This is a genomic window from Allohoeflea poritis, from assembly GCF_027889715.1.
Lineage (GTDB): Bacteria > Pseudomonadota > Alphaproteobacteria > Rhizobiales > Rhizobiaceae > Hoeflea_A > Hoeflea_A poritis.
The window spans coordinates 1-22,409 of the sequence record NZ_JAPJZH010000024.1; the positions used below are offsets into that span (position 1 = coordinate 1).

At 54.5% G+C, this 22,409-nt stretch carries 21 protein-coding genes and 1 tRNA gene; 11 read left to right on the plus strand and 11 right to left on the minus strand.

Translation table 11 applies throughout. The annotated features are described in order from the left end of the window. The first annotated feature begins 175 nt into the window (after window positions 1–175). Window positions 176–252 (plus strand) — tRNA-Met (locus tag OOZ53_RS24255). Window positions 253–741: 489 nt separating this feature from the next. On the opposite strand, the gene OOZ53_RS24260 is transcribed toward OOZ53_RS24255, so the two are convergent. Genes OOZ53_RS24260 through OOZ53_RS24270 form a run of 3 tightly spaced genes read right to left on the minus strand, consistent with a single transcriptional unit; the run spans window position 742 to window position 2,975 of the window. Continuing rightward, window positions 742–900 carry a hypothetical protein gene (locus tag OOZ53_RS24260; RefSeq protein ID WP_271092368.1) on the minus strand — a complete coding sequence of 53 codons (159 nt, stop codon included), beginning with the start codon at window positions 898–900 and terminating at the stop codon, window positions 742–744. Window positions 901–903: 3 nt separating this feature from the next. Beyond that, window positions 904–1,740, minus strand: a complete 837-nt coding sequence (locus tag OOZ53_RS24265) for an alpha/beta hydrolase (RefSeq protein ID WP_271092369.1) — start codon at window positions 1,738–1,740, stop codon at window positions 904–906. Then, complete coding sequence (locus tag OOZ53_RS24270; protein WP_271092370.1) at window positions 1,737–2,975, minus strand: acyl-CoA dehydrogenase; 1,239 nt, start codon at window positions 2,973–2,975, stop codon at window positions 1,737–1,739. Before OOZ53_RS24270 ends, OOZ53_RS24265 begins: the two co-directional genes overlap by 4 nt. 149 nt (window positions 2,976–3,124) lie before the next feature. Here OOZ53_RS24270 and OOZ53_RS24275 point away from each other — a divergent pair, with 149 nt between their 5' ends. The 5 genes from OOZ53_RS24275 (at window position 3,125) to OOZ53_RS24295 (ending at window position 9,743) form a co-directional block, all read left to right on the plus strand. Continuing rightward, the gene (locus tag OOZ53_RS24275; RefSeq protein ID WP_271092416.1) at window positions 3,125–5,416 is read left to right on the plus strand and encodes a bifunctional salicylyl-CoA 5-hydroxylase/oxidoreductase; all 2,292 of its coding nucleotides are present in this window, start codon (window positions 3,125–3,127) and stop codon (window positions 5,414–5,416) included. Between the two features lie 199 nt (window positions 5,417–5,615). Then, window positions 5,616–7,235 carry an AMP-binding protein gene (locus OOZ53_RS24280; RefSeq protein ID WP_271092371.1) on the plus strand — a complete coding sequence of 540 codons (1,620 nt, stop codon included), beginning with the start codon at window positions 5,616–5,618 and terminating at the stop codon, window positions 7,233–7,235. Further along, window positions 7,232–8,071 (plus strand): tryptophan 2,3-dioxygenase, encoded by an 840-nt coding sequence (locus tag OOZ53_RS24285; protein ID WP_271092372.1) that lies wholly within the window; start codon window positions 7,232–7,234, stop codon window positions 8,069–8,071. The genes OOZ53_RS24280 and OOZ53_RS24285 overlap by 4 nt, the downstream gene beginning before the upstream one ends. A 2-nt stretch (window positions 8,072–8,073) precedes the next feature. Further along, the gene (kynU, locus tag OOZ53_RS24290) at window positions 8,074–9,261 is read left to right on the plus strand and encodes a kynureninase (protein WP_271092373.1); all 1,188 of its coding nucleotides are present in this window, start codon (window positions 8,074–8,076) and stop codon (window positions 9,259–9,261) included. Between the two features lie 80 nt (window positions 9,262–9,341). Then, on the plus strand, window positions 9,342–9,743 hold the full coding sequence (locus tag OOZ53_RS24295; RefSeq protein WP_271092374.1) for a RidA family protein: 402 nt from the start codon (window positions 9,342–9,344) through the stop codon (window positions 9,741–9,743). 34 nt (window positions 9,744–9,777) lie between these two features. Here OOZ53_RS24295 and OOZ53_RS24300 read toward each other — a convergent pair whose 3' ends face one another. The 4 genes from OOZ53_RS24300 to OOZ53_RS24315 form a co-directional block, all read right to left on the minus strand. Beyond that, window positions 9,778–10,605 (minus strand): universal stress protein, encoded by an 828-nt coding sequence (locus tag OOZ53_RS24300; RefSeq protein WP_271092375.1) that lies wholly within the window; start codon window positions 10,603–10,605, stop codon window positions 9,778–9,780. Window positions 10,606–10,618: 13 nt separating this feature from the next. Then, on the minus strand, window positions 10,619–12,208 hold the full coding sequence (locus OOZ53_RS24305) for a tripartite tricarboxylate transporter permease (protein ID WP_271092376.1): 1,590 nt from the start codon (window positions 12,206–12,208) through the stop codon (window positions 10,619–10,621). Further along, window positions 12,208–12,774, minus strand: a complete 567-nt coding sequence (locus OOZ53_RS24310) for a hypothetical protein (RefSeq protein WP_271092377.1) — start codon at window positions 12,772–12,774, stop codon at window positions 12,208–12,210. Before OOZ53_RS24310 ends, OOZ53_RS24305 begins: the two co-directional genes overlap by 1 nt. Before the next feature lie 72 nt (window positions 12,775–12,846). Next, entirely contained in the window at window positions 12,847–13,800 is a 954-nt protein-coding gene (locus tag OOZ53_RS24315; RefSeq protein ID WP_271092378.1) for a Bug family tripartite tricarboxylate transporter substrate binding protein, read from the minus strand. Between the two features lie 121 nt (window positions 13,801–13,921). On the opposite strand from OOZ53_RS24315, the gene OOZ53_RS24320 reads away from it, so the two are divergent. Both OOZ53_RS24320 and OOZ53_RS24325 read left to right on the plus strand, forming a co-directional pair. Next, window positions 13,922–14,392: a MarR family winged helix-turn-helix transcriptional regulator gene (locus OOZ53_RS24320; RefSeq protein WP_271092379.1), complete on the plus strand. Its 471-nt coding sequence runs from the start codon at window positions 13,922–13,924 to the stop codon at window positions 14,390–14,392. A 310-nt stretch (window positions 14,393–14,702) separates the two neighbouring features. After that, window positions 14,703–15,551, plus strand: coding sequence for an MBL fold metallo-hydrolase (locus OOZ53_RS24325; RefSeq protein WP_271092380.1), 849 nt, complete (start codon window positions 14,703–14,705; stop codon window positions 15,549–15,551). Between the two features lie 347 nt (window positions 15,552–15,898). Here OOZ53_RS24325 and OOZ53_RS24330 read toward each other — a convergent pair whose 3' ends face one another. From OOZ53_RS24330 to OOZ53_RS24345, 4 genes are all read right to left on the minus strand, one after another. Beyond that, window positions 15,899–17,248 (minus strand): TRAP transporter large permease, encoded by a 1,350-nt coding sequence (locus tag OOZ53_RS24330; protein WP_271092381.1) that lies wholly within the window; start codon window positions 17,246–17,248, stop codon window positions 15,899–15,901. Between the two features lie 14 nt (window positions 17,249–17,262). Continuing rightward, a complete protein-coding gene (locus OOZ53_RS24335) occupies window positions 17,263–17,799 on the minus strand; it encodes a TRAP transporter small permease (RefSeq protein WP_271092382.1) in 537 nt (178 codons plus the stop codon). Between the two features lie 32 nt (window positions 17,800–17,831). Then, the gene (locus OOZ53_RS24340) at window positions 17,832–18,695 is read right to left on the minus strand and encodes an enoyl-CoA hydratase/isomerase family protein (protein WP_271092383.1); all 864 of its coding nucleotides are present in this window, start codon (window positions 18,693–18,695) and stop codon (window positions 17,832–17,834) included. 117 nt (window positions 18,696–18,812) lie between these two features. Further along, on the minus strand, window positions 18,813–19,868 hold the full coding sequence (locus OOZ53_RS24345) for an acyl-CoA dehydrogenase family protein (RefSeq protein WP_271092384.1): 1,056 nt from the start codon (window positions 19,866–19,868) through the stop codon (window positions 18,813–18,815). Between the two features lie 305 nt (window positions 19,869–20,173). On the opposite strand from OOZ53_RS24345, the gene OOZ53_RS24350 reads away from it, so the two are divergent. From OOZ53_RS24350 to OOZ53_RS24360, 3 genes are all read left to right on the plus strand, one after another. After that, window positions 20,174–20,533 (plus strand): hypothetical protein, encoded by a 360-nt coding sequence (locus tag OOZ53_RS24350; protein ID WP_271092385.1) that lies wholly within the window; start codon window positions 20,174–20,176, stop codon window positions 20,531–20,533. A 71-nt stretch (window positions 20,534–20,604) separates the two neighbouring features. Then, on the plus strand, window positions 20,605–21,777 hold the full coding sequence (locus OOZ53_RS24355) for a thiolase domain-containing protein (protein WP_271092386.1): 1,173 nt from the start codon (window positions 20,605–20,607) through the stop codon (window positions 21,775–21,777). Beyond that, the gene (locus tag OOZ53_RS24360) at window positions 21,774–22,163 is read left to right on the plus strand and encodes a Zn-ribbon domain-containing OB-fold protein (RefSeq protein WP_271092387.1); all 390 of its coding nucleotides are present in this window, start codon (window positions 21,774–21,776) and stop codon (window positions 22,161–22,163) included. Before OOZ53_RS24355 ends, OOZ53_RS24360 begins: the two co-directional genes overlap by 4 nt. The last annotated feature ends 246 nt before the right edge of the window (window positions 22,164–22,409 follow it).

A 22,409-nucleotide genomic window follows, 5' to 3' on the forward strand; every position in this document is an offset into this window, starting at 1 on the left:
GTGAAACACCCCTGCGCCAATGGTACTTCGTCTCAAGACGCGGGAGAGTAGGGCACCGCCAGGTCCGCAAAAAGCAAAAACATATCTTCTCTTTAAAATGTTCGAGCCAAGCCATTTTCAGCGCCGATTAAGGTGCAAGTTTCGCTTCGGTTCGAGCGCAGGACACAAAAGTTGACGCGGGGTGGAGCAGCCCGGTAGCTCGTCAGGCTCATAACCTGAAGGTCGCAGGTTCAAATCCTGCCCCCGCAACCAAAATCAACCCGGTATTCCAATAGGATGTCGGGTTTTCTGATTCTTGGACACTTCTCAATTTTGGTATGGGTACCAAATGGGTACCACTCGAAAATCAAAATTAAGCCAAGTGCGAACTCAGCCCTCAAAAGGCAGAGGTCACAGGTCCGAATCCAGCCGGGTGCTGCAAAAATCTAATAAATTCAAGAGATTGAAGATATGTTTGAGAGTTTGTATTTCTGAAACAAGAATGGGTCACCTCATGATTACCACGTGAATTCATGAAGGCCGCGAGTTCAAGTACTGCTTGCAACCATCTCAGGGCAAAAAATCCAACCAAGACATGGAGAATTCGATGCCAACCCAACGGTCCGACCGACCGAGAGGCAGCCATTGTTGATCCGTCTTCGGATATCCATTGCCTTGCCCGGATATTGTCCTACCGAATGGTAGAGGAAGTAACCGGACCATCAGGAAGCGGGCTTGCGTCGTTCATGGAAGCTCCTCGATCTAATATCCAAGATTGCCGGGTAACCACAGTCTTATGCCGGGAAAGGTAACGACGATCACCAGTGTCAGCAGGTTGATCAGGAAAAGCAGTGCATTGGCGCTCAGCAATGGGCGCAGACAGCACCCGGCAATCTGGTCAATGCCGCACTCAGTCCTCATCTCTCAATGTTCTACTGCCTCATGATGGTCTCCAGCGAAGGTGCGAGCTAGCGGATGATAGGGAACTTTCAGTCCGTCTATGACATCAAAATGATGCCTTCCCCGATCTTGAACGAAACTTGTAGGTAGGCCCTTGCTGGCCCAGACTTCGGCCAAACATCGAGATTGACGGACAAATTCTGGCCGTTCGTCGTCTCCAACCCAACATGTTAGTTCTGGCCCTGCAACAGGATCATGCAGCACGGGACTTTCGATCTCGGCCTCCTTCTGGTCGAGTTTTAGCAAAACGTTCATCTCAGTCAGACGAAGCGGTCTCAAGTCATGCAGCCCGCTTATGGAGAGCACACGATCGATTCTTGAGAGCACACCCGGCGGGAGAGGGGTGTCGTCGCAGATCATTCGGGTGACAAGATGTCCGCCGGCAGAATGACCTGCCAATCTGACCGGGCCGTCGAACTTCTCAGAGGCACCTTCAATCGCGTGGCCGACTTGTCGGGTTATATCTCTAATCCTGGCTTCGGGCGCCAAGGTATAGCTGGGTATTACGACGGCCCAACCAAGGCTCACAGCGCCAGCGGCGAGGTCGGACCAACTGGATTTGTCGAATTCAGACCAATAGCCACCGTGAACAAAAACCGCCAAGCCAATTGGTTCGCCATCCGGGCGGAAAATGTCCATACGCTCGCGTCTGTGATAGCCGTATGGAACATCCGGTATAGTGAAAGCACTGGACCGATAATCGGCTGCACGCCTGGCCCATAAATCAGGATAATCCTCGCCTTTGTCGATGTAACGCGCATTTGAAAACGCGTCGTCCCAGTTGATCTTCGCAATGCTCATGAGAATGCCTGCAGACCGGTCTGACCGCGTCCAAGGATGAGCGCGTGGATATCGTGCGTGCCTTCGTAAGTGTTGACCGCTTCAAGGTTCATGACGTGCCGGATTACGCCATACTCATCCGAAACACCGTTGCCACCGTGCATGTCCCGTGCTTCGCGAGCGATCGCCAAAGCCTTTCCGCAGTTGTTTCTTTTGACGAGACTGATGAGCTCGGCAGAATTTTCATGGGCGTCCATCATACGCCCCAGCCGCAACGAGCCGAGCAATCCAAACGAGATGTCAGTCTGCATGTCGGCGAGCTTCTTTTGGATAAGTTGCATTGCCGCAAGTGGCTTTCCGAACTGCTTGCGTTCCAGTGTGTAGTTGCGCGCGGCATGCCAACAGGCTTCCGCCGCACCCATGGCGCCCCAACTGATGCCAAATCGTGCCCGATTCAGGCAGCCGAACGGTCCGGCTAGCCCCTCAACATTTGGGAGAAGGTTCTCTTCGGGGACAAAGACATCGCTCATCTGGATCATGCCGGTGACAGATGCGCGCAGTGAGAATTTTCCCTCGATCTTGGGTGCATCGAGACCGCTCATACCCTTTTCGAGAACAAAACCTCGGATGCGCGCTTCATGCGCGTCGGACTTGGCCCAAACCACAAAGACATCGGCAATCGGACTGTTGGTAATCCAGTTCTTGGCGCCGGACACAAGATAGCCGCCGTCCACCTTCTTTGCCCGTGTGATCATCGATCCCGGATCAGAGCCATGGTCTGGTTCGGTCAGACCAAAGCAGCCAACCCACTCGCCGGAAGCCAGTTTGGGTAAGTACTTGCTGCGCTGCTCTTCCGACCCGTAGGCAAAGATCGGATGCATCACAAGTGAACTCTGTACGGACATGGCCGAGCGGTAACCGCTATCGACGCGCTCGACTTCTCTCGCAACCAAGCCGTAGGAGACATAGTTCGTTCCAACCCCGCCATAGGCCTCGGGAATTGTCGGGCCCAGCAGGCCGAGTTCACCCATTTCCGTCATGATGTCCCGGTCGAACACTTCGCGCCGATTTGCCTCGATCACACGCGACGCCAGATTGTCCTGACAATAGGCGCGCGCTGTGTCGCGTATCATTCGTTCTTCATCTGACAACAGGTTTTCCAGGAGGAACGGGTCCTCCCAATTCAAAGCCTCCGGCTTGGCTCGCGCAGTTTCCGGCGTTACGTGAACGCTTTCGATGGATTTCGAGTTTTGCATCGCGCTTCTCTCCCTTATGGCTGTTTCGCAAAAGCATATATTTTAAGTTTAAAAATTTCAAGCTTGAAATATATTTGGTTTCGCGTTATGAACACAGCGTTCGCAACTGATCGTCCAAGGGGCACAGCATTGAGACAATGGAGGAAACCATGCGTATAGCGTGTTTGGGTGGTGGGCCGGCTGGGCTATACTTCGCTATCTCCGCTAAACTGCGCGACCCTTTGCAAGAAGTCGTCGTCATCGAGCGAAACCGGTTCGATGATACGTTCGGGTGGGGCGTGGTGCTATCGGACGAAACTCTTGAAAACCTTGCCGCAAACGATGCGGTCAGCGCCAGAACCATTGGTGAAAACTTCGCGTACTGGGATGACATCGCACTCCACTACGAAGGCCAGACACACATTTCTTCCGGTCACGGATTTTGTGGGATCGGGCGCAAAAAACTCTTGCTCATTCTTCAAGAGCGCGCACGGGAGGTCGGCGTTGAACTGCGCTTCGAGACCGAAGTGGACAGTGCGGAGGAGTATCGAAAGAGCTTCGATGTGGTCGTGGCGTCGGACGGTCTGAATTCAAAAACCCGCGCTCTGTACTCCGATGCGTTCAAACCCGAAATCGACCAACGCCTATGCCAGTTCATCTGGTTGGGCACACATCAGAAATTCTCGGACGCGTTCACGTTCATTTTTGAAGAGACCCAGCATGGCTGGATCTGGGCTCATGCCTACCAGTTCGACGAGGATACAGCCACGTTCATCGTCGAGTGCTCTCAGGAAACTTTTGATCAATTTGGGTTTGCGCAACTGAGCCAGCAGGAAAGCATCGAGATCTGCCAGACCATTTTCAAGGATCACCTTGGTGGCCATGAACTAATGACCAATGCGAATCACATCCGTGGTTCTGCTTGGATTCGCTTCCCGCGGGTGCTGTGCGAAAAATGGCACCATGACAACGTCGTGCTGTTGGGGGACGCCTCTGCAACCGCACATTTTTCGATAGGCTCGGGCACAAAACTCGCGTTCGAAAGTGCGATCGCACTCGCGGAATACATCCACACGGAAAGCAGTCTGGAAAAGGCATTTACCCGATATCAGGAAGAGCGCCGGCTGGAAGTCCTGCGCCTCCAATCAGCAGCCCGGAACTCGCTTGAGTGGTTTGAATCGGTCGAGCGCTATCTTGGTATGGATCCCGTCCAACTGAACTACTCCATGTTGACGCGATCGCAACGGATCAGTCATGAAAATCTGCGGCTTCGTGACCCCGAATGGCTGGAGCAGGCAGAACGCTGGTTCATGCGCGAGGCTGGAATGAAAGCTGACGCTCCCGTTCTACCGCCCATGTTGGTTCCGTTCCGCTTGCGGGAAATGGAACTCAAAAACCGCATCGTAGTTTCGCCAATGGCGCAATACAAGGCAGTCGACGGGTGCCCGACCGATTGGCATCTCATCCACTATGGGGAACGCGCAAAAGGAGGTGCTGGGCTCGTCTACACCGAAATGACCTGCGTTTCAGACACGGGCCGGATCACGCCGGGATGTCCGGGGCTTTACGCGTCGGACCATGAGATCGCCTGGAAGCGCCTCACTCGGTTCGTGCACGCAGAAACCGATGCGAAAATCTGCTGCCAGATAGGTCATTCCGGACGAAAGGGCTCCACCAATATAGGCTGGGAGGGGATGGACACACCCCTTAAAGCCGGAAACTGGGAATTGATTTCAGCCTCGGCAATTCCGTGGACGGACAGAAACTCGGTTCCGATGGAGGCCACAGAGACCGACTTGCAGGAAATCAAGTCTCAGTTTGTTGCCGCTGCCGAAATGGCCGATCGCGCTGGTTTCGACATGATCGAGCTTCACGCCGCGCACGGATATCTGCTCTCTTCCTTCATCTCACCGGTTTCCAACGTTCGGTCCGACAAGTACGGCGGCAATCTGGAATGCCGTTTGCGTTATCCGCTCGAAGTCTTTGCTGCAATGCGCGACGTCTGGCCTGATAACAAACCCATGTCGGTCCGAATTTCGGCCAATGACTGGGTCGGAGACGATGGCATTACGCCACAAGACGCGGTGCACATAGCCAGAGCCTTCGGCGCGGCCGGTGCCGACGTCATTGATGTTTCGGCCGGACAGACGACTCCAGACGCAAATCCCGTATATGGCCGCATGTTCCAAACGCCGTTCAGTGATCGGATCCGCAACGATGCTGGAATCAAAACCATTGCCGTCGGAAACATTTTCGAGGCGGATCACGCCAACTCGATCCTCATGGCTGGCAGAGCAGATTTGGTTGCCGTTGGACGGCCCCACTTGGCTGATCCCTATTGGACGCTTCGCGAGGCGGCCAAGATAGGCGATCGCCAGGCATCATGGCCTCTGCCCTATCTGGCCGGACGCGATCAGGCGTGGCGCCTCGCCGACCGCGCTTCAGAGGCGATACGCGTATGATCTTTCTCACTCGAGCAATCTGTCTGCAACAAAGAAAAAGCTCGGGCAGTGCTCTTGCCGGAACCAGACATAAGCCGTGCACACCTCACCTTCGTGCACAATCTGAGATTGGAGCGTTGCGCGCCCGCAAAGGTACGCCAGACGCTGAGCGCGCGGCGCATGTGTGGCTGACATTCCCAAATCGTCAGGAGTAATCAGGATGCTCGGATCAACGGCCCATACCGACACTTTCGCGCGTGATAACCTGCCAACCCAGGATCAATGGCCCGATCTGAATTTGGACGGTTTTGACTATCCGGATCGACTGAATGTCGCCACCGAGCTGACCGATGTTATGGTTGAAAAGGGGTTTGGCGACAACATCGCGTTGATCGGAAACGGGCGGCGCCGAACCTATAAGGAACTGGCGGATTGGAGCAATCGACTAGCTTATGTCCTTGCGGACGATCTCGCCGTAAGGCCGGGCAATCGCGTACTCATCCGTTCCGCCAACAATCCGGCGATGGTTGCGTGCTGGTTGGCCGCAACCAAAGTCGGTGCAGTTGTCGTCAACACGATGCCGATGCTGCGTGCCGGTGAACTGTCAAAATACGTCGCCAAGGCTGAGATCACACACGCCCTTTGTGACACACGCCTGATGGATGAAATGACGGCTTGCGCCCTTGAAAGTGACGGTCTCAATACGGTGGTGGGCTTTGATGGCACATCGAACCACGACGCGGAACTCGATCGTCTGGCGCTTGAGAAGCCGGTGCAGTTCGATGCTGTGAATACCAGCCAGGACGACGTCGCATTGATCGGCTTCACGTCAGGTTCTACCGGCGAGCCAAAAGGGACGATGCACTTCCACCGTGATCTCCTGATCATAGCAGATGGCTATGCGAAGGAAGTGCTGAAGGTCCGGCCCGACGATATTTTTGTCGGCTCTCCGCCGCTTGCCTTCACTTTTGGATTGGGTGGCCTGGCGATCTTTCCGCTCCGCTTCGGCGCCACGGCGGCGTTGTTGGAGATGGCCTCACCGCCAAACATGATCGAAATCATCGAAAGATACAAAGCCACGGTTTGCTTCACGGCACCGACGGCTTATCGGGTGATGATGGGAGCCATGGATGAAGGTGCTGACCTTTCATCACTGCGCGCCGCCGTTTCTGCCGGGGAGACGCTCCCCGCGCCGGTGTACGAGGAATGGAAACAGAAGACCGGAAAACCCATGCTCGATGGGATCGGTGCGACAGAATTGTTGCACATCTTCATCACCAACCGATTTGAGGATCACCAGCCGTCATGTACGGGCAAGCCGGTGACCGGTTACGAGGCGAGAATCATCGGCGAGGATGGTGAGGTGGTACCGCACGGTGATATCGGCCGTTTGGCTGTACGGGGTCCGACAGGCTGTCGCTATTTGCGCGGCGAGCGTCAGAATGAATATGTGCAAGACGGCTGGAACATCACCGGTGACGCATTCTGGCAGGACGAAGATGGGTATTTCTATTTTTCCGCGCGCAACGACGACATTATCTTATCATCCGGTTACAACATCGCCGGCCCCGAGGTAGAAGCTGCTTTGCTATCACACGATGCGGTTGCCGAGTGTGCGGTCGTGGGTGTTCCCGACGACGAGCGAGGCAGCATTGTGCAGGCTCATGTAGTCCTCAATGCAGCTCTTGAGCTCTCCGACAGCCTCGCCAAAGAACTACAGGATCACGTCAAGGCGACGATCGCACCATACAAGTATCCCCGCTCCATCGTTTTCGCGGACGCTTTACCGAAGACAGAAAGCGGCAAGATCCAGCGTTTCAAACTGAAGCAATCATCATGAGCAAACAACCCTACGATCCCGGTTCTGAAGGCGCCCAAACCGACTTCTCCGACTCGATGTCTTACGGGGACTATCTGCACATCGATAACGTGCTGGCGCAGCAGCATTGTCTGAGCGATGCGCATGACGAGATGCTCTTCATCATTCAGCACCAGACCGCAGAACTCTGGATGAAGCAGATACTGCACGAAATGTCTGCTGCAAGGCAAGCGCTGAAAGCAGGCGACACCGCTAATATGTTCAAGATGCTTGCACGTGTCAGTCGCATATTCGAACAACTCAACAATCAGTGGGATGTCCTGCGTACAATGACTCCCGCAGATTACACGCGTTTTCGCCGATGGCTTGGACCGTCATCGGGTTTTCAATCCTATCAGTACCGCATGATCGAATACGTTTTGGGAAACCGAAATCCCAACATGCTCAAGCCCCACGAGCATCGACCGGACGTCCTTCAGGCGCTGACCGAAGAACTCGAACGCCCGAGTTTTTATGATGAGGTTATCCGTTTTCTCTTTAAGACCATCGATGGAGATGAAAGCGCAGCGCCGGAACCTCAATTGGACTGCCCACATGTGGCAATTCCGGAGGTGCAAGCAAAATGGAAACTGGTTTATCAGGATATCAATCGATACTGGACACTGTATGAACTATCCGAAAAACTTGTTGATCTGGAAGACTACTTCCGACGTTGGCGATTCAATCACGTCACCACCGTTGAACGAGTGATTGGTTTCAAACGTGGCACCGGCGGCACGTCTGGCGTGAAGTATCTGAAACGCATGCTCGAAGTCGAATTGTTTCCCGAACTCTGGCGCCTGCGGGGAGATCTTTAATAATGCCGCTTCCCAGAAAAGAGCTCTTCGACATCCCAAGGAACGTGATTTATCTCGATGGAAATTCTTTGGGGCCACTGCCAAAAGGCGCGATGGAACGCGGGCAGGCGGTGATATGCAACGAATGGGGGCAGCAGCTGATTCGGGCATGGAATAGAGCTGACTGGATCTCATTGCCGCAACGTGTGGGCGACCGCATAGGGCAGCTCATCGGTGCCCCAAATGGCAGCGTCGCCACCGGTGACACGCTTTCAATCAAGGTCTATCAGGCTCTGGCGGCCGCATTGAAAATGCGCCCGGATCGCAAAGTCATCTTGTCGGACACCGGAAACTTTCCAACCGATCTGTACATGGCCGAAGGCCTGATCCGGACCATCGACAAGGGACATGACCTTCGCTTGTCCGCGCCAGAGGATGTCGCTGGGGAAATCAACGCAGACGTGGCCGTCGTCATGTTGACACACGTCGATTACCGTACCGGGCGCATGCATGACATGGCAGCCATTACCGCGGCTGCGCACGAGGCAGGTGCGGTCATGATTTGGGACCTCGCCCATACCGCCGGCGCAATGCCGGTGGAAATAGCACGAACAAACGCCGAGTTTGCGGTCGGTTGTACCTACAAATATCTCAATGGCGGACCTGGTGCTCCAGCCTTCATTTATGTCCGCCCGGACATCATTGAAAATGTTGAGCCAGCCTTGGCGGGGTGGATGGGTCATGATGCGCCATTCGCTATGGAACTGGTCTATCGACCCGCATTTTCCACAGAACGACTTCGCGTCGGAACTCCGCCGGTAGTGCAATTGTCACTGCTCGACGCGGCGCTGGACGTTTGGGATCAAGTCGACATGAACGAGATCCGTCACGCGTCGCAGGAGTTGTCGGAGCTCTTCATCTCAGAAGTTGAGACACGATGCCCCGAACTCTGTCTCGCCTCACCACGAGACGGCGGGATGCGCGGCAGCCAGGTTTCTTTTACTTTCGAAAAGGGCTACGCAGCGATGCAAGCATTGATTGATCGCGGTGTCATTGGTGACTTCCGCAGTCCTGACATCATGCGTTTCGGCTTCACTCCGCTTTACCTTGACAAACATGATTGCGTGGCCGCCGCGGAGATCATCGAAGAAGTGATCTCGAACGAAGTGTGGCGCGATCCGAAGTATCAGAAGAAAGCGAAAGTGACCTGAAAGTCCTTTTGTCACGCGTGCTCGAACAGCCGCGAGACAGATGTCGGCAATAGTTGAAACACACCCATGGAGTCGCGAACATGAAATCGGAGATCATTCACCCTGATGGCTGGGCGCCGGCGATAGGATACTCAAATGGCATTCAGATGCCTGACGGTACTTTGCACATTGGCGGTCAGATCGGCTGGGATAAACGTGGCAAGTTCCCCGACGGAGGATTCGTGGATCAAACGGAGCAAGCGTTGTCAAATATCGCAGAGATTGTACGGGCGGCAGGCGGCGAGGTAACCGATATAGGTCGCATGACATGGTTTGTGAAAGACAAAGCCGAGTACCTGGCCAATCTAAAAGAAGTCGGCAAAGCGTATCGCAGGGTATTCGGAAAGCACTTTCCAGCCATGTCGATGCTTGTGATCAATGACCTCATCGAGAATGAGGCTCTCTTGGAGATCGAAGCGACAGCCTATATTCGACGTCCCTAGTCTAGCTTGATTTCGTACCACGGTCGCCAGTCCACTAATGAGCGAACAGGATGGGGACGGCAGATGCAGCCAGGACGTCCTTGGTCACACCGCCAAAAAGCTCTTCTCTAAAGACACTGCGTTGAAAAGCCCCCATGACGAGCAGTCCAGCGCCGCATTGACTACAATAGTCGAGAATGGTCTGTGCAATCCCGGCTTCGGAGAGGGGTAATCGCGCCATCTCCGTGTCGATTCCATGTCGTGACAATGCAGTTTCGACATCCATTCCTTTTAGAGGGTGACCCAGATTTCCAGTCTCAACCGTTATGATATGGACCCGCTGCTTGGTCTCGAGAATCTGCATTGCATCGTGCAGGGCCCGCGTCGCAGCTCGTTGACCGTCCCAGGCCAAAACGGCGTCTTTGTGGATTGCTTCCGGGCGAAGGTTGCGTGGAATTGCCAAAACGGGCCGTCCGCTGGCGACAGCAATCCTGTCAGGATGCAAGCTCAGCCGTTCACGACCCTGAACCACGTCCCGACGGCCGACGACAGTGATGTCGTATAGACGCGCATAATCGGCAACGGTCGCATCCGCATCACCTTCGATCGTGATCCAGTGCAGCATATCACCGGCGATTTTTCCTTTGGCTTGCTCTTCAAAGCGGGACTGCCACTTCGTGTGGTTTTGCGTCTCCAGCTCATCAAGTGTCTGGCGCAAACTCTCCGGTATCCACGTTTCCTGGCTCAATCGTGCTTGCGCGCTGCGATGTGCCAACAGTCCTGTGACATGTGCGCCGTATTTTTCATGCATCATCAAGGCCGCATGCAACGCCGCGTCCGAAGATTCCGAACCGTTGTAGGCAACAAGGATGTTTTTGATCATGTGGGTCTCCGGCTCATCCTGCTAACCTTCGTCGACCGGTAGATGCGAATACCACCACGACGGCCAATATCATGAAGGTTGCTGCTACCGGGCTCGAAACCAGAAAGAACGGATCCCCGCCCGTTGCGGCAAACGCCTGGCGTGCGCTGTCTTCGATCTTCCCGCCTAGGATAAACGCGATGACAAACGGCAGTGGAGAGATCGCCAGCACGCGCATTCCATATCCCAGCAACCCGAAGCCCAATGTGAACCACACGGCTGCCATATCGGTTTCCTGGACATAGATTGCCGTCAACGTCAGCATCAGAACGATCGGCAGGAGGATCTGTTTTGGGACGCGAGTCATGATGCCCATGGAACGCATAAACAGACCGCCGATTGTCCAATTCATGATGTTGGCGAGGATCATGGCTGTGAAGAGTCCAAACGCAATCACCAATTCAGGATTGACTCGCTCCGCATCGAACTTGAATACCGATGGCCCGGGATTGAAGCCGCCAATACTTTCGGCTGCCAGGATCAGAAACACAGCCGCTGTGTTGCCCGGGATCCCGAGCGATAGCACGGGGATCAGGTTAGCACCTGAAACTGAGGAGTTCGCCGCCTCAGTCGCGGCAACCCCCTGCGGAGCTCCCTCGCCGAAAGCGGGTTCGTCTTCCTTGCGCCTCTTGTCGTACCGTTGTTTGCCCACCGTGTAGCCAAGGGTTGCGGCCAAGGTGGATCCGATGCCAGGCAACGCACCGATAGCCGTTCCAATAACTGCGGAACGCGCGATGTAGGGCATTAGTCCGCGGATGTTCGCCAATGAAAGACTCTGGCTGGCGTCTTCGACAAGCTTTGTCTCCAGACGCTCAGCATCGCGTTCTCGCCAATACTGAGCAAGTTCATGGAAAACGGCACCGACAATCAGAACGCCTAAAATTGCGGCGGCTAGAGGGAATCCCTGACCAAATGCCGGCATTCCCATTGTCAGCCTGGGGTAAAAATCCTGACCGGTCCCGACATATGCAACAAGCAAACCAAGTCCCGCGGAGACCAAACCCTTTGCTGGTGAACCACCGACGGCAGCAGCGATAAAGGAAAGAGACAGGATCAGAAGAGCGGTTTTTTCCGGAAGATCGAGATAGCTCTCCACCAAAATAGCCAGAAAAGGCGCGCACATGATCAAGACAATATCCGAAAAGGTATCTCCAGATACCGAAGAGAAATGTGCAACCCGTAACGCTTTCGTTGCCTGACCCTTTTGGGTCATCGGGTAACCGTCAAGCGTTGTCATATACGCGTCTGGCGTCCCAGGTGTATTGAAGAGAATTGCGGGAACGGCGCCACCTATGGTGGCTCCTTTCATGATGCCGATCAAAAAACCCATTACCGGCAGAAGTGCGTCCGGTGTGAAGCCAAACACCGATATCAGGATCGGCAGCGAAATCGCCATAGCGATTGGGCCTGCCAGTCCTGGCGTTGCTCCCACTGCTATTCCCAGGAGGAAGCCGCAGAATATCATCACCAAAGTAACGGAGATCGAAACGCCAAGAACAGAAAACAGTTCCGGGCCCTGAAACACCGCAAGCACTCCTGACCATACGTATTCGAGCGGGGTCATCAAAAATCGCCGTTGGGAGGCAGGAGCAAATCATCAAACGGAAAGTCGTAGATGGCAATCATGAATATGACTGCGCAGACGGCAGACAATGCCGCTCGGATACTGAAGCGCCCCTCCGCCAGCGAAATGACTCCGGTGATCGACAGGACGCCTCCCAAAAAATAACCGATATACTTCCAAGGCGGTGTGTCACGGAGCAGCCGGTACTCTAGATCCGAACCGGTTATGAGATTGTTGATTTCAACTGCTGCCGGCCCGGCAAAGCGCATGATCAAGAACCCGGCTGCAATTACCGCCGCCATTAACGTGACGATCCCCAGGTTCAGCGGATCGATTTGTGGTTGATCTGACGCCTTGCGCTCAAAAACGAGCAACAGTGCTCCTCCAATCAAGAGAAAGATCCCTGCGATCATCGGAGCCATTGAATCGCCGATAAGGGTTTGACGGCGAACTCTTTCAATAACTCCGGTGGTCGTATCGAGCGGGATCCAGACGAAGACCAGCAACAGCGAAAACACCACAATGGCCCAGCCGAGGATCACGTTAACGCGGCTGGAATTTGGCACAAGCACCTCCCGGCTAGGACGTATCTGACAGAAGAGATTTTCCGGTTCTGGGCCGGCCTCCTGCCTTCCGGTTTACTCGGAGGCAGCGGTGAGCAATTCACCGGCCTTTTCGTATTCAGACTGGAGCACCGCATCGAGTTCCTGACCGCTAAAGACGGTTGCACCGCCAAATGCTCTTTGGACAAGCCCGCCGGCTTTTGTTTCCGGGTCTGATACAACAGCTGCAATCGCACCTGCGATCGCATCGCGCGCCGTTGTGTCGAGGCCGGCAGGTGCCACGAAGACAAACTGTCCATCAGAGTTGAATGGTACGCCCAGGGTCTCCATGGTCGGCGCTTCCGGCGTCTGATCCAGGGGCGCGGACAGGGCGGATGCAAGGTTAACGAGTTCTCCGGTCTCGACGCCTTGTGCCTGGATCCCCGCCATGAAACCAACATCCAGATCGCCCGCGTTTACACCGTCCATGACCGCACGACCACCCTGTACTTCAACGATGTTGAATGTGACGTTGTTTGCTTTGCCAAGAAGATAGGCCAGATCGGCAAGACGGGGGCTCATTACGCCAAACCGAACCTGCTCACCGCCTTCGGCGGCAGCGACCATGTCCGCAAAACTGGCCCAACCGCGATCTGTTTTTGCCACGATTCCCATCTGGAACCCAGCCGTCGTCGTGAGGCCCGCGAAGTCGGCCGGTGTCATACCTGCTCCCGGCGCTGCTGCCATGTTGTAGCCAAACGTCTCGGTCACCGCGATGCCGATTACGGTTCCGTCAGCAGCAGCGCCCTTAAGCTGATTGGCCATATTGAGACCGCCCTTACCGGTCACATTCTCCGGAATGATCTCCCAGCCGTGGCGTTCTTGAAGATCTTCAGCAATCAATCGTGCCTGAGTGTCGGCACCGCCACCTGCCCTGAAGGCAATCATCATCTTTATTGGTCCCGGAGGAATCCAGTCCGCTGCGTTAGCGGACACCGTGACCGCAACCGTCAAGACCGTGGCGGCCGCAATTCGCAGAAATTCTCGCATGCTGTTTCTCCTTGCCAACCAAAGGTATATTAAGGCAATAGAAAGTGGATATGTCAACGTTTTAAGTTGACCTATCTACGAGTTTTTGTCTATTTCAACGTAAGCGCCAAGGGGGTTCAATGTGGCCGAAGCGGTCCGAGAAATGAGCGAAATTCCGGCCGAGCAGCATCTCTCCTTCCCACTGGCGAGGCTGAATGCAAAGCTCACGGCTCAAGCCAACCGGCTTCTGCGCAAGCACTCGGACTTGTCGCTAAGTGAATGGCGTGTGGTTGTTTTTTTAAGTTCCCGTGGAGAAGGCAGTCTGGCGGACTTCATTCGGTTCTCGGGACTGGATAAGTCACAAATGAGCAAGATCACGCAGGATCTGATTCGGCGCGGTCTCGTGCATACACGCCAGTCTGAGGTCGACCTCAGGGTACAGATTCTCTCTATCACGCCAAAGGGGGAGTTGGCCTATCAGCAGGCATTGCCGCATATGCGTAGCAGGCGCGAGCATCTGATCGCGGCCCTTAGCCTTGAAGAACAGGCGCAATACTTCTCAATTCTGAGCAAGATCGAAGCGGCATCTGAAGCCTATGAGGCTGAACTGTGAGCCCAACGCGTCTTACAGCCATTTTGTCGACCGGGCATCAGATGCGCGTGCCTCGCTGTGGCGATCAGCAATCAATGAGAATCACGCTATCCAGATCACCTTGTCAGCTTCGGAAAGATGATTGCCCAGAATCCATCTCCGGTCTGCAGTCCATCATCAGAAACCCTGGCGACCAGAGGCGTCGTCTGACTTCGTCTTCGATGCGACAACGCCATGCCGAGTTCTCTTCAGATCGATTGATAAGCCTTGGATCGGCATTCAATTCAGGCGTACCTATTATCGCGCGAGCTTCGTCATGAAAGGAAAAGGTATGAAACTGACAGTTCTTGGATCGGGCTCCCCGGAAGCCTACATCCGTCGTGCATCGTCCGGATATTTGCTGGAGGTAGGCGAAGACAAGATTCTTTTTGATTGCGGCGGAGGTGTGTTTGACAACTTGGTCCGGTCCGGTCGCCTTCCCTCCGATATCACGCACCTGTTCTTCTCGCACCTCCATACTGACCACATGATGGACTATGCCCGCCTTGTCCACGCGGCGTGGGACGAGGGCGCAAAACCGCTTTTGGTTTGGGGTCCCAAACCGATTGCGCGGCAATCCGAACTTCTCTTTGGGCGGGAAGGTGTTCTGTCACCAGATTTGATTGCACGTACAGAACTCGCGCCAAGCCAACAGGTGTGGGTTGCGCGCGGCGGAACACTCCCGCGTGCTTGGCCTTCTCCCCAGGTTACCGAGATATCTCCCGGTTTTGCTTTTGAGGGCAATGGCTGGATGCTCAAGAGCTGCGAAGTCCCGCATGCGCAACCGGCCTTTGACTGTATGGCGTTCTCGGTCGAGAGCGGCGATAAGAAGTTTGTCTATTCCGGCGATGCTGGCATCTGTGATCCACTCAGGAAGCTGGCACGTGATGCGGATTTCCTGTTGCACTGGTGCTACTGTCTGACCGGCGAAGAGGTGCATCCGGCGATCAAACAGAACTCGCCCAATCCGGCTGAAATAGCGCAGATGGCAGAGTCGTCAGGAGTCAAAAGACTTTTGATCTCGCATTTCCGAATCCACATGGATACGGAAGAGGGTCACGAGAGAACCCGAAACGACCTTGAGGCGAATTTCAACGGACCGGCCAGCGTGGCTGAAGATCTGGAGGTTTACGAGATTTAGTGACCGGCTAACAAGAGGGTCGGCCAAGTCTACTACGCGCTGTTTGTGCATTTTTTTCAACAGATCTCTTCAAGGTCTGGGGACTGTTCAGGCCGACTTTGGTGGCGCAAGGAGTTAACCAAGACGGAACCGGGCGTGCACTCGATCAGGAAAACGCAAGGCATATAACCTGAAGGTCGCAGGTTCAAATTCTGCCCCCAAAACCAGATTTGGCCCGCTATTCCAACAGGATAGCGGATTTTCTGATTCTTGAGCATGCTTCTTTGTTTGGTGTGGGTACCAAAAGTGTCCCGGAAATCCCCTGAAACGCAGGTTCTGCGGGCGGTTCGAAGCGGGCAGATCCCAGGTCATCCTCCCAGCATGGCTTGCGGTAGCCAAAGGCTGATTTGCGGGTACATGATCAAGATAACCAAAGTCAGAACATCCATCAGTAGGAACCATAGGATACCCGCGAAAATCTTCTCCAGCGGGACCTTGTCACCAACAACACCTTTCAAAACATAGACATTCAGACCGACAGGCGGAGTGATTAGGCCGATTTCCAGAAGTTTGATCATAATGACGCCAAACCAAATGAGATCATATCCCAGGTTTTCGACAACCGGCACCACCACCGGTAGCGTTAGCAACATCAGGCCGAGCGGATCAATGAAAGTCCCAAGGACAATGTAGACGACGGAAAGACTGAGAATAATCCAGAAGGGATGCACATCGCCGAGCGCCGCAGCCAATTCCGTCAATGCGCCGGCGACGCCGGTGAGCGCGATGAAGCCAACAAATATTTTCGCGCCGATGACCAACGCGAATACACTTGCCACTTGCTTAGCTGTTTCGATCGATGCGAGCTTGGCTTTGCGTCGATCCAGCCGGCGGGCCAGAAAACCCAACCCCCAAGCGCCAGCGCAACCAACGGCCGCTGCTTCGGTTGGTGTCACAATACCGGCATAAATACCGCCCATTACCAGGATGAACAAAACGATGATCGACCACGTGCCTTTAAGTGCACGGAAACGCTCACCCCAGCTTACCGCTTCAACCCTCGGCGCCAGCTCAGGATTAATTGCCGCGCGAACCCAAATCATCGCGGCGTAAACAAGGGCCGAAAGAAATCCGGGGATCAGGCCGGCAAGGAGCAACTGCCCAATGGATTCCTCGGTAAAGATTCCGTAGAGAACCATGAGAATCGAGGGCGGGATCAACGAGCCGAGCGTACCAGATGCTGCCACCACGCCGGTCGCCAAACCCTTGTCGTACTTGTACCTGAGCATTTCTGGAACGGCCAGTTTACCCATCGCCGCGGCAGTGGCGAGCGACGATCCAGACACCGCTGCAAACATGGCACATCCCGCAACAGATGCGATCGCCAGACCACCGTTAAGCCGGCTCAACCAAACCCGCGCTGTATAATAAATGTCCTTTGTAAAACCGGCATGGAAGGCCACGTAACCCATCATCAGAAACAGCGGCACCGCAATAATTGGAAAGCTTGCAACAAAGGAGTAGGGTTCGAATTGCATAAATGAGAACGCCGCTTTGAAGCCGCGCTCGAAATCAAATTCTCGACCCGGCCGCCAGCCGATTGCAACGATCGTTCCGAGGAACCCGACGAGCCCCATCCCAAAAGCGATTGGGACGCGCAGAGCGACCAGCGCGAGCATCGAAGCCAATCCGATAATTCCAAGCGTAAGTGGATCCATGAGCGTGGCTCTCCCTAGTCTAGTTCAATATCCAGGACGCGATCCTCTTCGGACTTGCTTGCCTGGGACCGGCCGGAAATGAGGGCGGTGATATCTGAGAAAAAATCGACTACGAGGCGGACGACGAAGAGCACGACGCCAACAAATAGGACGAATTTAAATGGTGCATGCGGAACATTAAGGGGGCCCTGGGTGTAGGAGCCGACCGCATAAGCCTCAATGAAAGCAATCCAGCTTGCCCAGGCGAGCAGACCAAAAAAAGCAATCCCGACCGCAATGCCAAATATCTCCAAGACCACTTTCGCCCGGTTGGGTAGCCAGTCGGAAAATATCGTCACGAAGACGTGCTCTCTGGAAGCTTGAACCGCGGCCAGGGGCAAGAAAGCCAGAAAGACCATCAGCTTTTCACTTATTGAAAGATCGTCCGGAATTGGCGTGTTGAAAAAGTATCTGCCCGTGACCGACACACATGTCAGCAACATGATCGATATGAGTGCTGCCACGGCCAACCAAATTGCGAACTTATCAATTCTCCGAAGCGTCCGATCCATCTATCTCCTCCCGGTTTTCCCTCCCACCTGCATTATTTTCCTTTAAAGACAGGCTCCCGCTTTGCGGCAAAGGCACGTTTGGCTTCCTTTGAGTCCTCCGAGGATTGCAGGATCCCAGCTGCATTAGATGTCATGACCATCGTCGTTTCGAGCGAGCTATCGAGAGCCGCACGCATGATGCGTTTCGAGATCCACTGAACCAGTGGCGGCTGTTTAGCGATCCGTTGGCAGAGATTGCGTGTGAAACTCCTCATCTCCGAGGATTTGACAAGGTGGTTGAGCAGCCCCCATTGATAGGCAGTGTCTGCTGTGAGTTCGTTCGTGTAGGCAAATTCAAGCGCTCGCCCGAGGCCGACCATCTTGGGCAAATAGTAACTTCCGCCATTTTCGATTATCTGTGCAACACCATGATAGGCCATGAAATGCGAATTCTCACATCCGATGCGGATGTCGCAATGCAGCGCCAAATCCATTCCCACACCTGCGGCGGTCCCGTTGACCATCGCGATGGTTGGCTTGCGAACATTGGAAATTTCGCAGATCTTTCGGGTGAACCCGTGGTAAAAAAATTGCCGGGTGTCATCGACGTTTTCGGGATTTGCGTAGTCTATGCCACGCGTTCCGATGGGATGCTGACCCACCTCTTCGCCGCTTTTGGGACCCTTGAAATCGGCACCTGCACAAAATGACTTTCCCGCACCGGTCAGGACCGTTACGCGAACATCCTTGTCATCGTCTGAGGCGTGCAAATAATCGACTACTTTGGATACTGTCGCGAACTCTTGATGGTTACCCAAAATGGCGTTTCTGCGATCAGGCCGGTTCAGCGTTATCCAGGCCAGACCGCCTTTTTCTTTCGAATATTTTACATGCTCAACTTTGTCGGCTTCACTCATCCCGGTTACTCCTTGAATGCAGAACGGTCACGGAAGGATTGTTAGGCAAGTCGGCCACTGGTAGGTGCCGCCCAGATCAATTGTTTTTAAGCTTTCAATAACAATGATCACCGGATTTCACCGCGATGCGATGAGTGGCCAAAGCTCATCTGCACCTTGTTTTGCAATTTCATTGCCGAGCTCAATCGCCCAGTCGGATTCGCTGCCGAACTGATCTCGCCAGCCCCAAATACGTCTGGAGTAGCGGCTGAGAACATATTCCGCGGTGTAACCGGTCGCGCCATGTGCTTGGTGGGCAATGGTTGATCCGAGCGAGGCGGCCTCGCCGACTCGAATTTTGGCCGATGCACATTCCAAGAGGAGTGCCGGATCATCGTCGTCTTTGATCGTATCGAGTGCATCTGCCGCCGAGGCGACGGCCGAGTTCGCTGCTGCTACCTCGCACGCCAGGGTCGCAAGGTTTTGCTGGACTGCCTGAAACTTTGACAAGGTCCGTCCAAATGCAGAGCGCACTTGGACATAATCAGTGGTAATCTCTAACATCGCTTCCAGGGCGCCGGCCATTTGTGCGGCATAGGCCACCGCACCCAGGAACTGAGCGCGGCGCCTGGAGACAATATTTGGTCCTGCGCTAATGGGCGTTACGCGGCTTAAGTCAATGTCGCCAATTGGATCGGGCGATGTTCCGGGTTTTACCTGAACGATGCAGTCGTCCGGGCGGACAACCACCGCTCGAATGCCCTGCGGGCTCGTAGCCATTACCACCAGTTGATCGCATTGCGAAGCAAAGTTAATCGACCTAACTGTCCCGACCAACCGGCCGTGTTGTGTTAAGTGAATCGAGTCGCCGGGGTGCTGTGGGGCCACCGAGAGCGCCAATTCAGACGGCGCAGAGCCCGACATTGCCAGAAGCCAGTTTGAAAGCATCGTCTCGGCCAAAGGAACCGGGGAGGCGTGCTTTCCACCTATCTTGAGGATCGCGAATGCCTGCATCAGCGTCAGACCCGCTCCACCGAGGGACTCGGGCACCAATGCAAACGTAAGACCATTTTCCACTAGCAAGGACCAAAGCCGTGCATTGGTTTCAGAACTCTCTGCGACCACGCCCGCTGATTGATCATAATGATCTTGGAAAAAACGATCAGCGGCCTCGGTCAGCAAACTATCAAGCATTACATGTCATCCAAATGGTTCCGCAAAAATGGAATTTTCAGTGACTAATCCATCTTTGGATAAAAAGTAAGACCTTTTTATTGAAAGTATGCAAAAAGGTGGTTTATGTCTGATGAGGTTCACACGGGGGGCAACTCGCTGCCGCCGCGTGAGATCGCTTTGGCGCGCTGTTTGTTTGGGTGAAAAACGCCCCACAGGCGCGTTTGATATTGGAGTGACTACGCTGTTGAGGTCGTCCGCGGGCCCGATCAATACAGTATTTGCTCCTGAAGAAGAGAGATAGGTACTCAATGCGACAACCCAACATGTCCTTCGGTGATTTGGTTGAGTTGCTTCTGGATGACGCCAATGATGGCGAAGTTTTCGCGACCATGGGCTTGTTGTCAAATGGCTGTACGGCGGTGCTGGAATATGCCCGACCATACGCCCTAGATCTTGATAGCTTGGCAGCCTCGCGGCGCAGGTATGAGCACTTGGCAACGATTAAGGCGGACACGGAGGCCGCGCCAACACACAATCCCAAAACAGGCAAATTTGTTTGGTCGCGCGGTGACAATCGCTTCGGATGGCAGTGTTACCTGGGGGGATTTTACGGCACCGGGTGTCGCGTCGCCCATTTTTTGCCGGCGCTTAAGTGGGATCTTTCCATGCTGCCGGCCGTGTAGATCTGCAGGAAGCAATCCAGAGCTGGCACTGATTGACAAAGACAGGGCTTAAGAAAAGGGAGAGAAGCTGTATGACATCAAACCATCTGGCCTTTATTGCTGGCGCATTTGAGCATCCCACACGCAAGGCGATTGATAAGACGGTTGCCCAGTTACATGCCGAGTCCGCACTGGGTGCGCTGGCGGATGCCGGCCTAACCAAAGAAGATGTTGACGGTTATTTCTGCGCTGGCGATGCGCCTGGCTTGGGCGGCATGTCGATTGCCGAGTACCTGAACTTGAATCTGACACATACCGATAGCACGGAGACTGGAGGTTCATCATACCTGATTCACGTCGGACATGCTGTGCAAGCCATTGCGCAGGGTAAGTGCAAAGTTGCGTTGATCACTTTGGCTGGACGCCCTCGTGCCGATGGCGCGACGATGGCTCAGGCAACTCCGAGGGCATTGTTGCCGCCCGAAGAGAGTTTTGAAAGGCCCTACGGTCCGGTTATTCCGGCCTTGTATGCCATGGCAGCAAAGCGGCACATGTATGAGTACGGAACGACGTCGGAACAACTGGCGTGGATCAAGGTCGCAGCGTCACATCACGCCCAGCACAACAAGCATGCAATGCTGCGCGACGTTGTGTCCGTAGAAGAGGTCATAAATTCGCCGATCATAGCGGACCCGATTCACCGGTTGGACTGTTGCGTGGTCAGTGACGGCGGCGGCGCGGTGATTGTTGTCTCGCCAGAGGTTGCGCGCGACCTGGGGGACCGTTGCGTTGGCATTAAAGCGCACGCTGAAGCAGTCAAGCACCTGTCGGGCGGGTATTTTGACTTGACCTTCACCGGCGCTGTGGTCACTGGCCCCAAAGCATTTGCCGAAGCTGGCATTGTTCCCACTGACATCGACTACGCCTCAATTTACGACAGCTTCACGATCACGGTTCTCGAAACTGTCGAGGATTTGGGTTTTTGCCAGAAAGGAAAAGGAGGTGCATTTGTTGCAGATGGAAACCTGATTTCCGGCGTTGGCAAACTACCTTTCAACACAGACGGTGGGGGGCTGTGCAACAACCATCCAACTAACCGCGGGGGGATGACCAAAGTGATCGAGGCAGTCCGGCAACTACGTGGCGAGGCCCATCCCAATGTGCAGGTTAATAACTGCGGTTTGGCACTGGTTCACGGCACCGGCGGTGCAATCTCAACAAGAATGGGCAGTGCAACCCTGATTCTTGAAAGGAACGACGCATGATGCAGGATCGAACTTACCCTGATCCAACACCAAACCTGGAAACCGAGCCTTTCTGGGCTGCGGCGAAGGATGAAAAGCTACTCCTCAAATACTGTAGAACTTGTGGCAAGGCCCACTATTATCCCCGAGCGGTTTGTCCACTTTGCGGAAGCACCGAAACGGAATGGCGTGAGGCATCCGGCAGGGGTGAGATATACAGTTTCACCCAGTTTCGCCGGGCGCCCGTTCCCTATGTGTTGGCCTATGTGACGCTCATAGAAGGGCCGGCCATGCTTACAAACGTCGTCGACTGCGAATTTGATGATCTGAAAATCGGCCAACCGGTGGGCGTGACCTTTCGCGATACACAGGCTGGTTTCAAACTCCCGGTTTTTCGCCCGGTTTGACAATGGCAACATCGTCGCCCTTGTCTTGATGGTTGACATAGGATCAGGGCAGGGCGGATCAGTTCAGGCTGGACCGCCATGAAGCGTTTGGTGTGCGCGATTGCGTAATCCTGCCGAAGATAGCGGCATCGCGAAAATCCGACGCTTCTTCGGGTCGTAGCGTTTTAGAATTTGAATTCGTGCCCGCAGGCACCCGTTGGAAAAGACAGCGCCACGTGAGTCAATTTCGACGAGATGAGGATGTAA

What these genes read in the sequence shown, in the direction of transcription:
- OOZ53_RS24330 (WP_271092381.1), bottom strand. Translation starts at nt 17,248, where the DNA reads ATGGATCCACTTACGCTTGGAATTATCGGATTGGCTTCGATGCTCGCG.
- OOZ53_RS24360 (WP_271092387.1), top strand. Translation starts at nt 21,774, where the DNA reads ATGATGCAGGATCGAACTTACCCTGATCCAACACCAAACCTGGAAACC.
- OOZ53_RS24260 (WP_271092368.1), bottom strand. Translation starts at nt 900, where the DNA reads ATGAGGACTGAGTGCGGCATTGACCAGATTGCCGGGTGCTGTCTGCGC.
- OOZ53_RS24300 (WP_271092375.1), bottom strand. Translation starts at nt 10,605, where the DNA reads ATGATCAAAAACATCCTTGTTGCCTACAACGGTTCGGAATCTTCGGAC.
- OOZ53_RS24340 (WP_271092383.1), bottom strand. Translation starts at nt 18,695, where the DNA reads ATGAGTGAAGCCGACAAAGTTGAGCATGTAAAATATTCGAAAGAAAAA.
- kynU (WP_271092373.1), top strand. Translation starts at nt 8,074, where the DNA reads ATGCCGCTTCCCAGAAAAGAGCTCTTCGACATCCCAAGGAACGTGATT.
- OOZ53_RS24335 (WP_271092382.1), bottom strand. Translation starts at nt 17,799, where the DNA reads ATGGATCGGACGCTTCGGAGAATTGATAAGTTCGCAATTTGGTTGGCC.
- OOZ53_RS24345 (WP_271092384.1), bottom strand. Translation starts at nt 19,868, where the DNA reads ATGCTTGATAGTTTGCTGACCGAGGCCGCTGATCGTTTTTTCCAAGAT.
- OOZ53_RS24275 (WP_271092416.1), top strand. Translation starts at nt 3,125, where the DNA reads ATGCGTATAGCGTGTTTGGGTGGTGGGCCGGCTGGGCTATACTTCGCT.
- OOZ53_RS24270 (WP_271092370.1), bottom strand. Translation starts at nt 2,975, where the DNA reads ATGCAAAACTCGAAATCCATCGAAAGCGTTCACGTAACGCCGGAAACT.
- OOZ53_RS24315 (WP_271092378.1), bottom strand. Translation starts at nt 13,800, where the DNA reads ATGCGAGAATTTCTGCGAATTGCGGCCGCCACGGTCTTGACGGTTGCG.
- OOZ53_RS24350 (WP_271092385.1), top strand. Translation starts at nt 20,174, where the DNA reads ATGTCCTTCGGTGATTTGGTTGAGTTGCTTCTGGATGACGCCAATGAT.
- OOZ53_RS24280 (WP_271092371.1), top strand. Translation starts at nt 5,616, where the DNA reads ATGCTCGGATCAACGGCCCATACCGACACTTTCGCGCGTGATAACCTG.
- OOZ53_RS24265 (WP_271092369.1), bottom strand. Translation starts at nt 1,740, where the DNA reads ATGAGCATTGCGAAGATCAACTGGGACGACGCGTTTTCAAATGCGCGT.
- OOZ53_RS24285 (WP_271092372.1), top strand. Translation starts at nt 7,232, where the DNA reads ATGAGCAAACAACCCTACGATCCCGGTTCTGAAGGCGCCCAAACCGAC.
- OOZ53_RS24305 (WP_271092376.1), bottom strand. Translation starts at nt 12,208, where the DNA reads ATGACCCCGCTCGAATACGTATGGTCAGGAGTGCTTGCGGTGTTTCAG.
- OOZ53_RS24355 (WP_271092386.1), top strand. Translation starts at nt 20,605, where the DNA reads ATGACATCAAACCATCTGGCCTTTATTGCTGGCGCATTTGAGCATCCC.
- OOZ53_RS24295 (WP_271092374.1), top strand. Translation starts at nt 9,342, where the DNA reads ATGAAATCGGAGATCATTCACCCTGATGGCTGGGCGCCGGCGATAGGA.
- OOZ53_RS24325 (WP_271092380.1), top strand. Translation starts at nt 14,703, where the DNA reads ATGAAACTGACAGTTCTTGGATCGGGCTCCCCGGAAGCCTACATCCGT.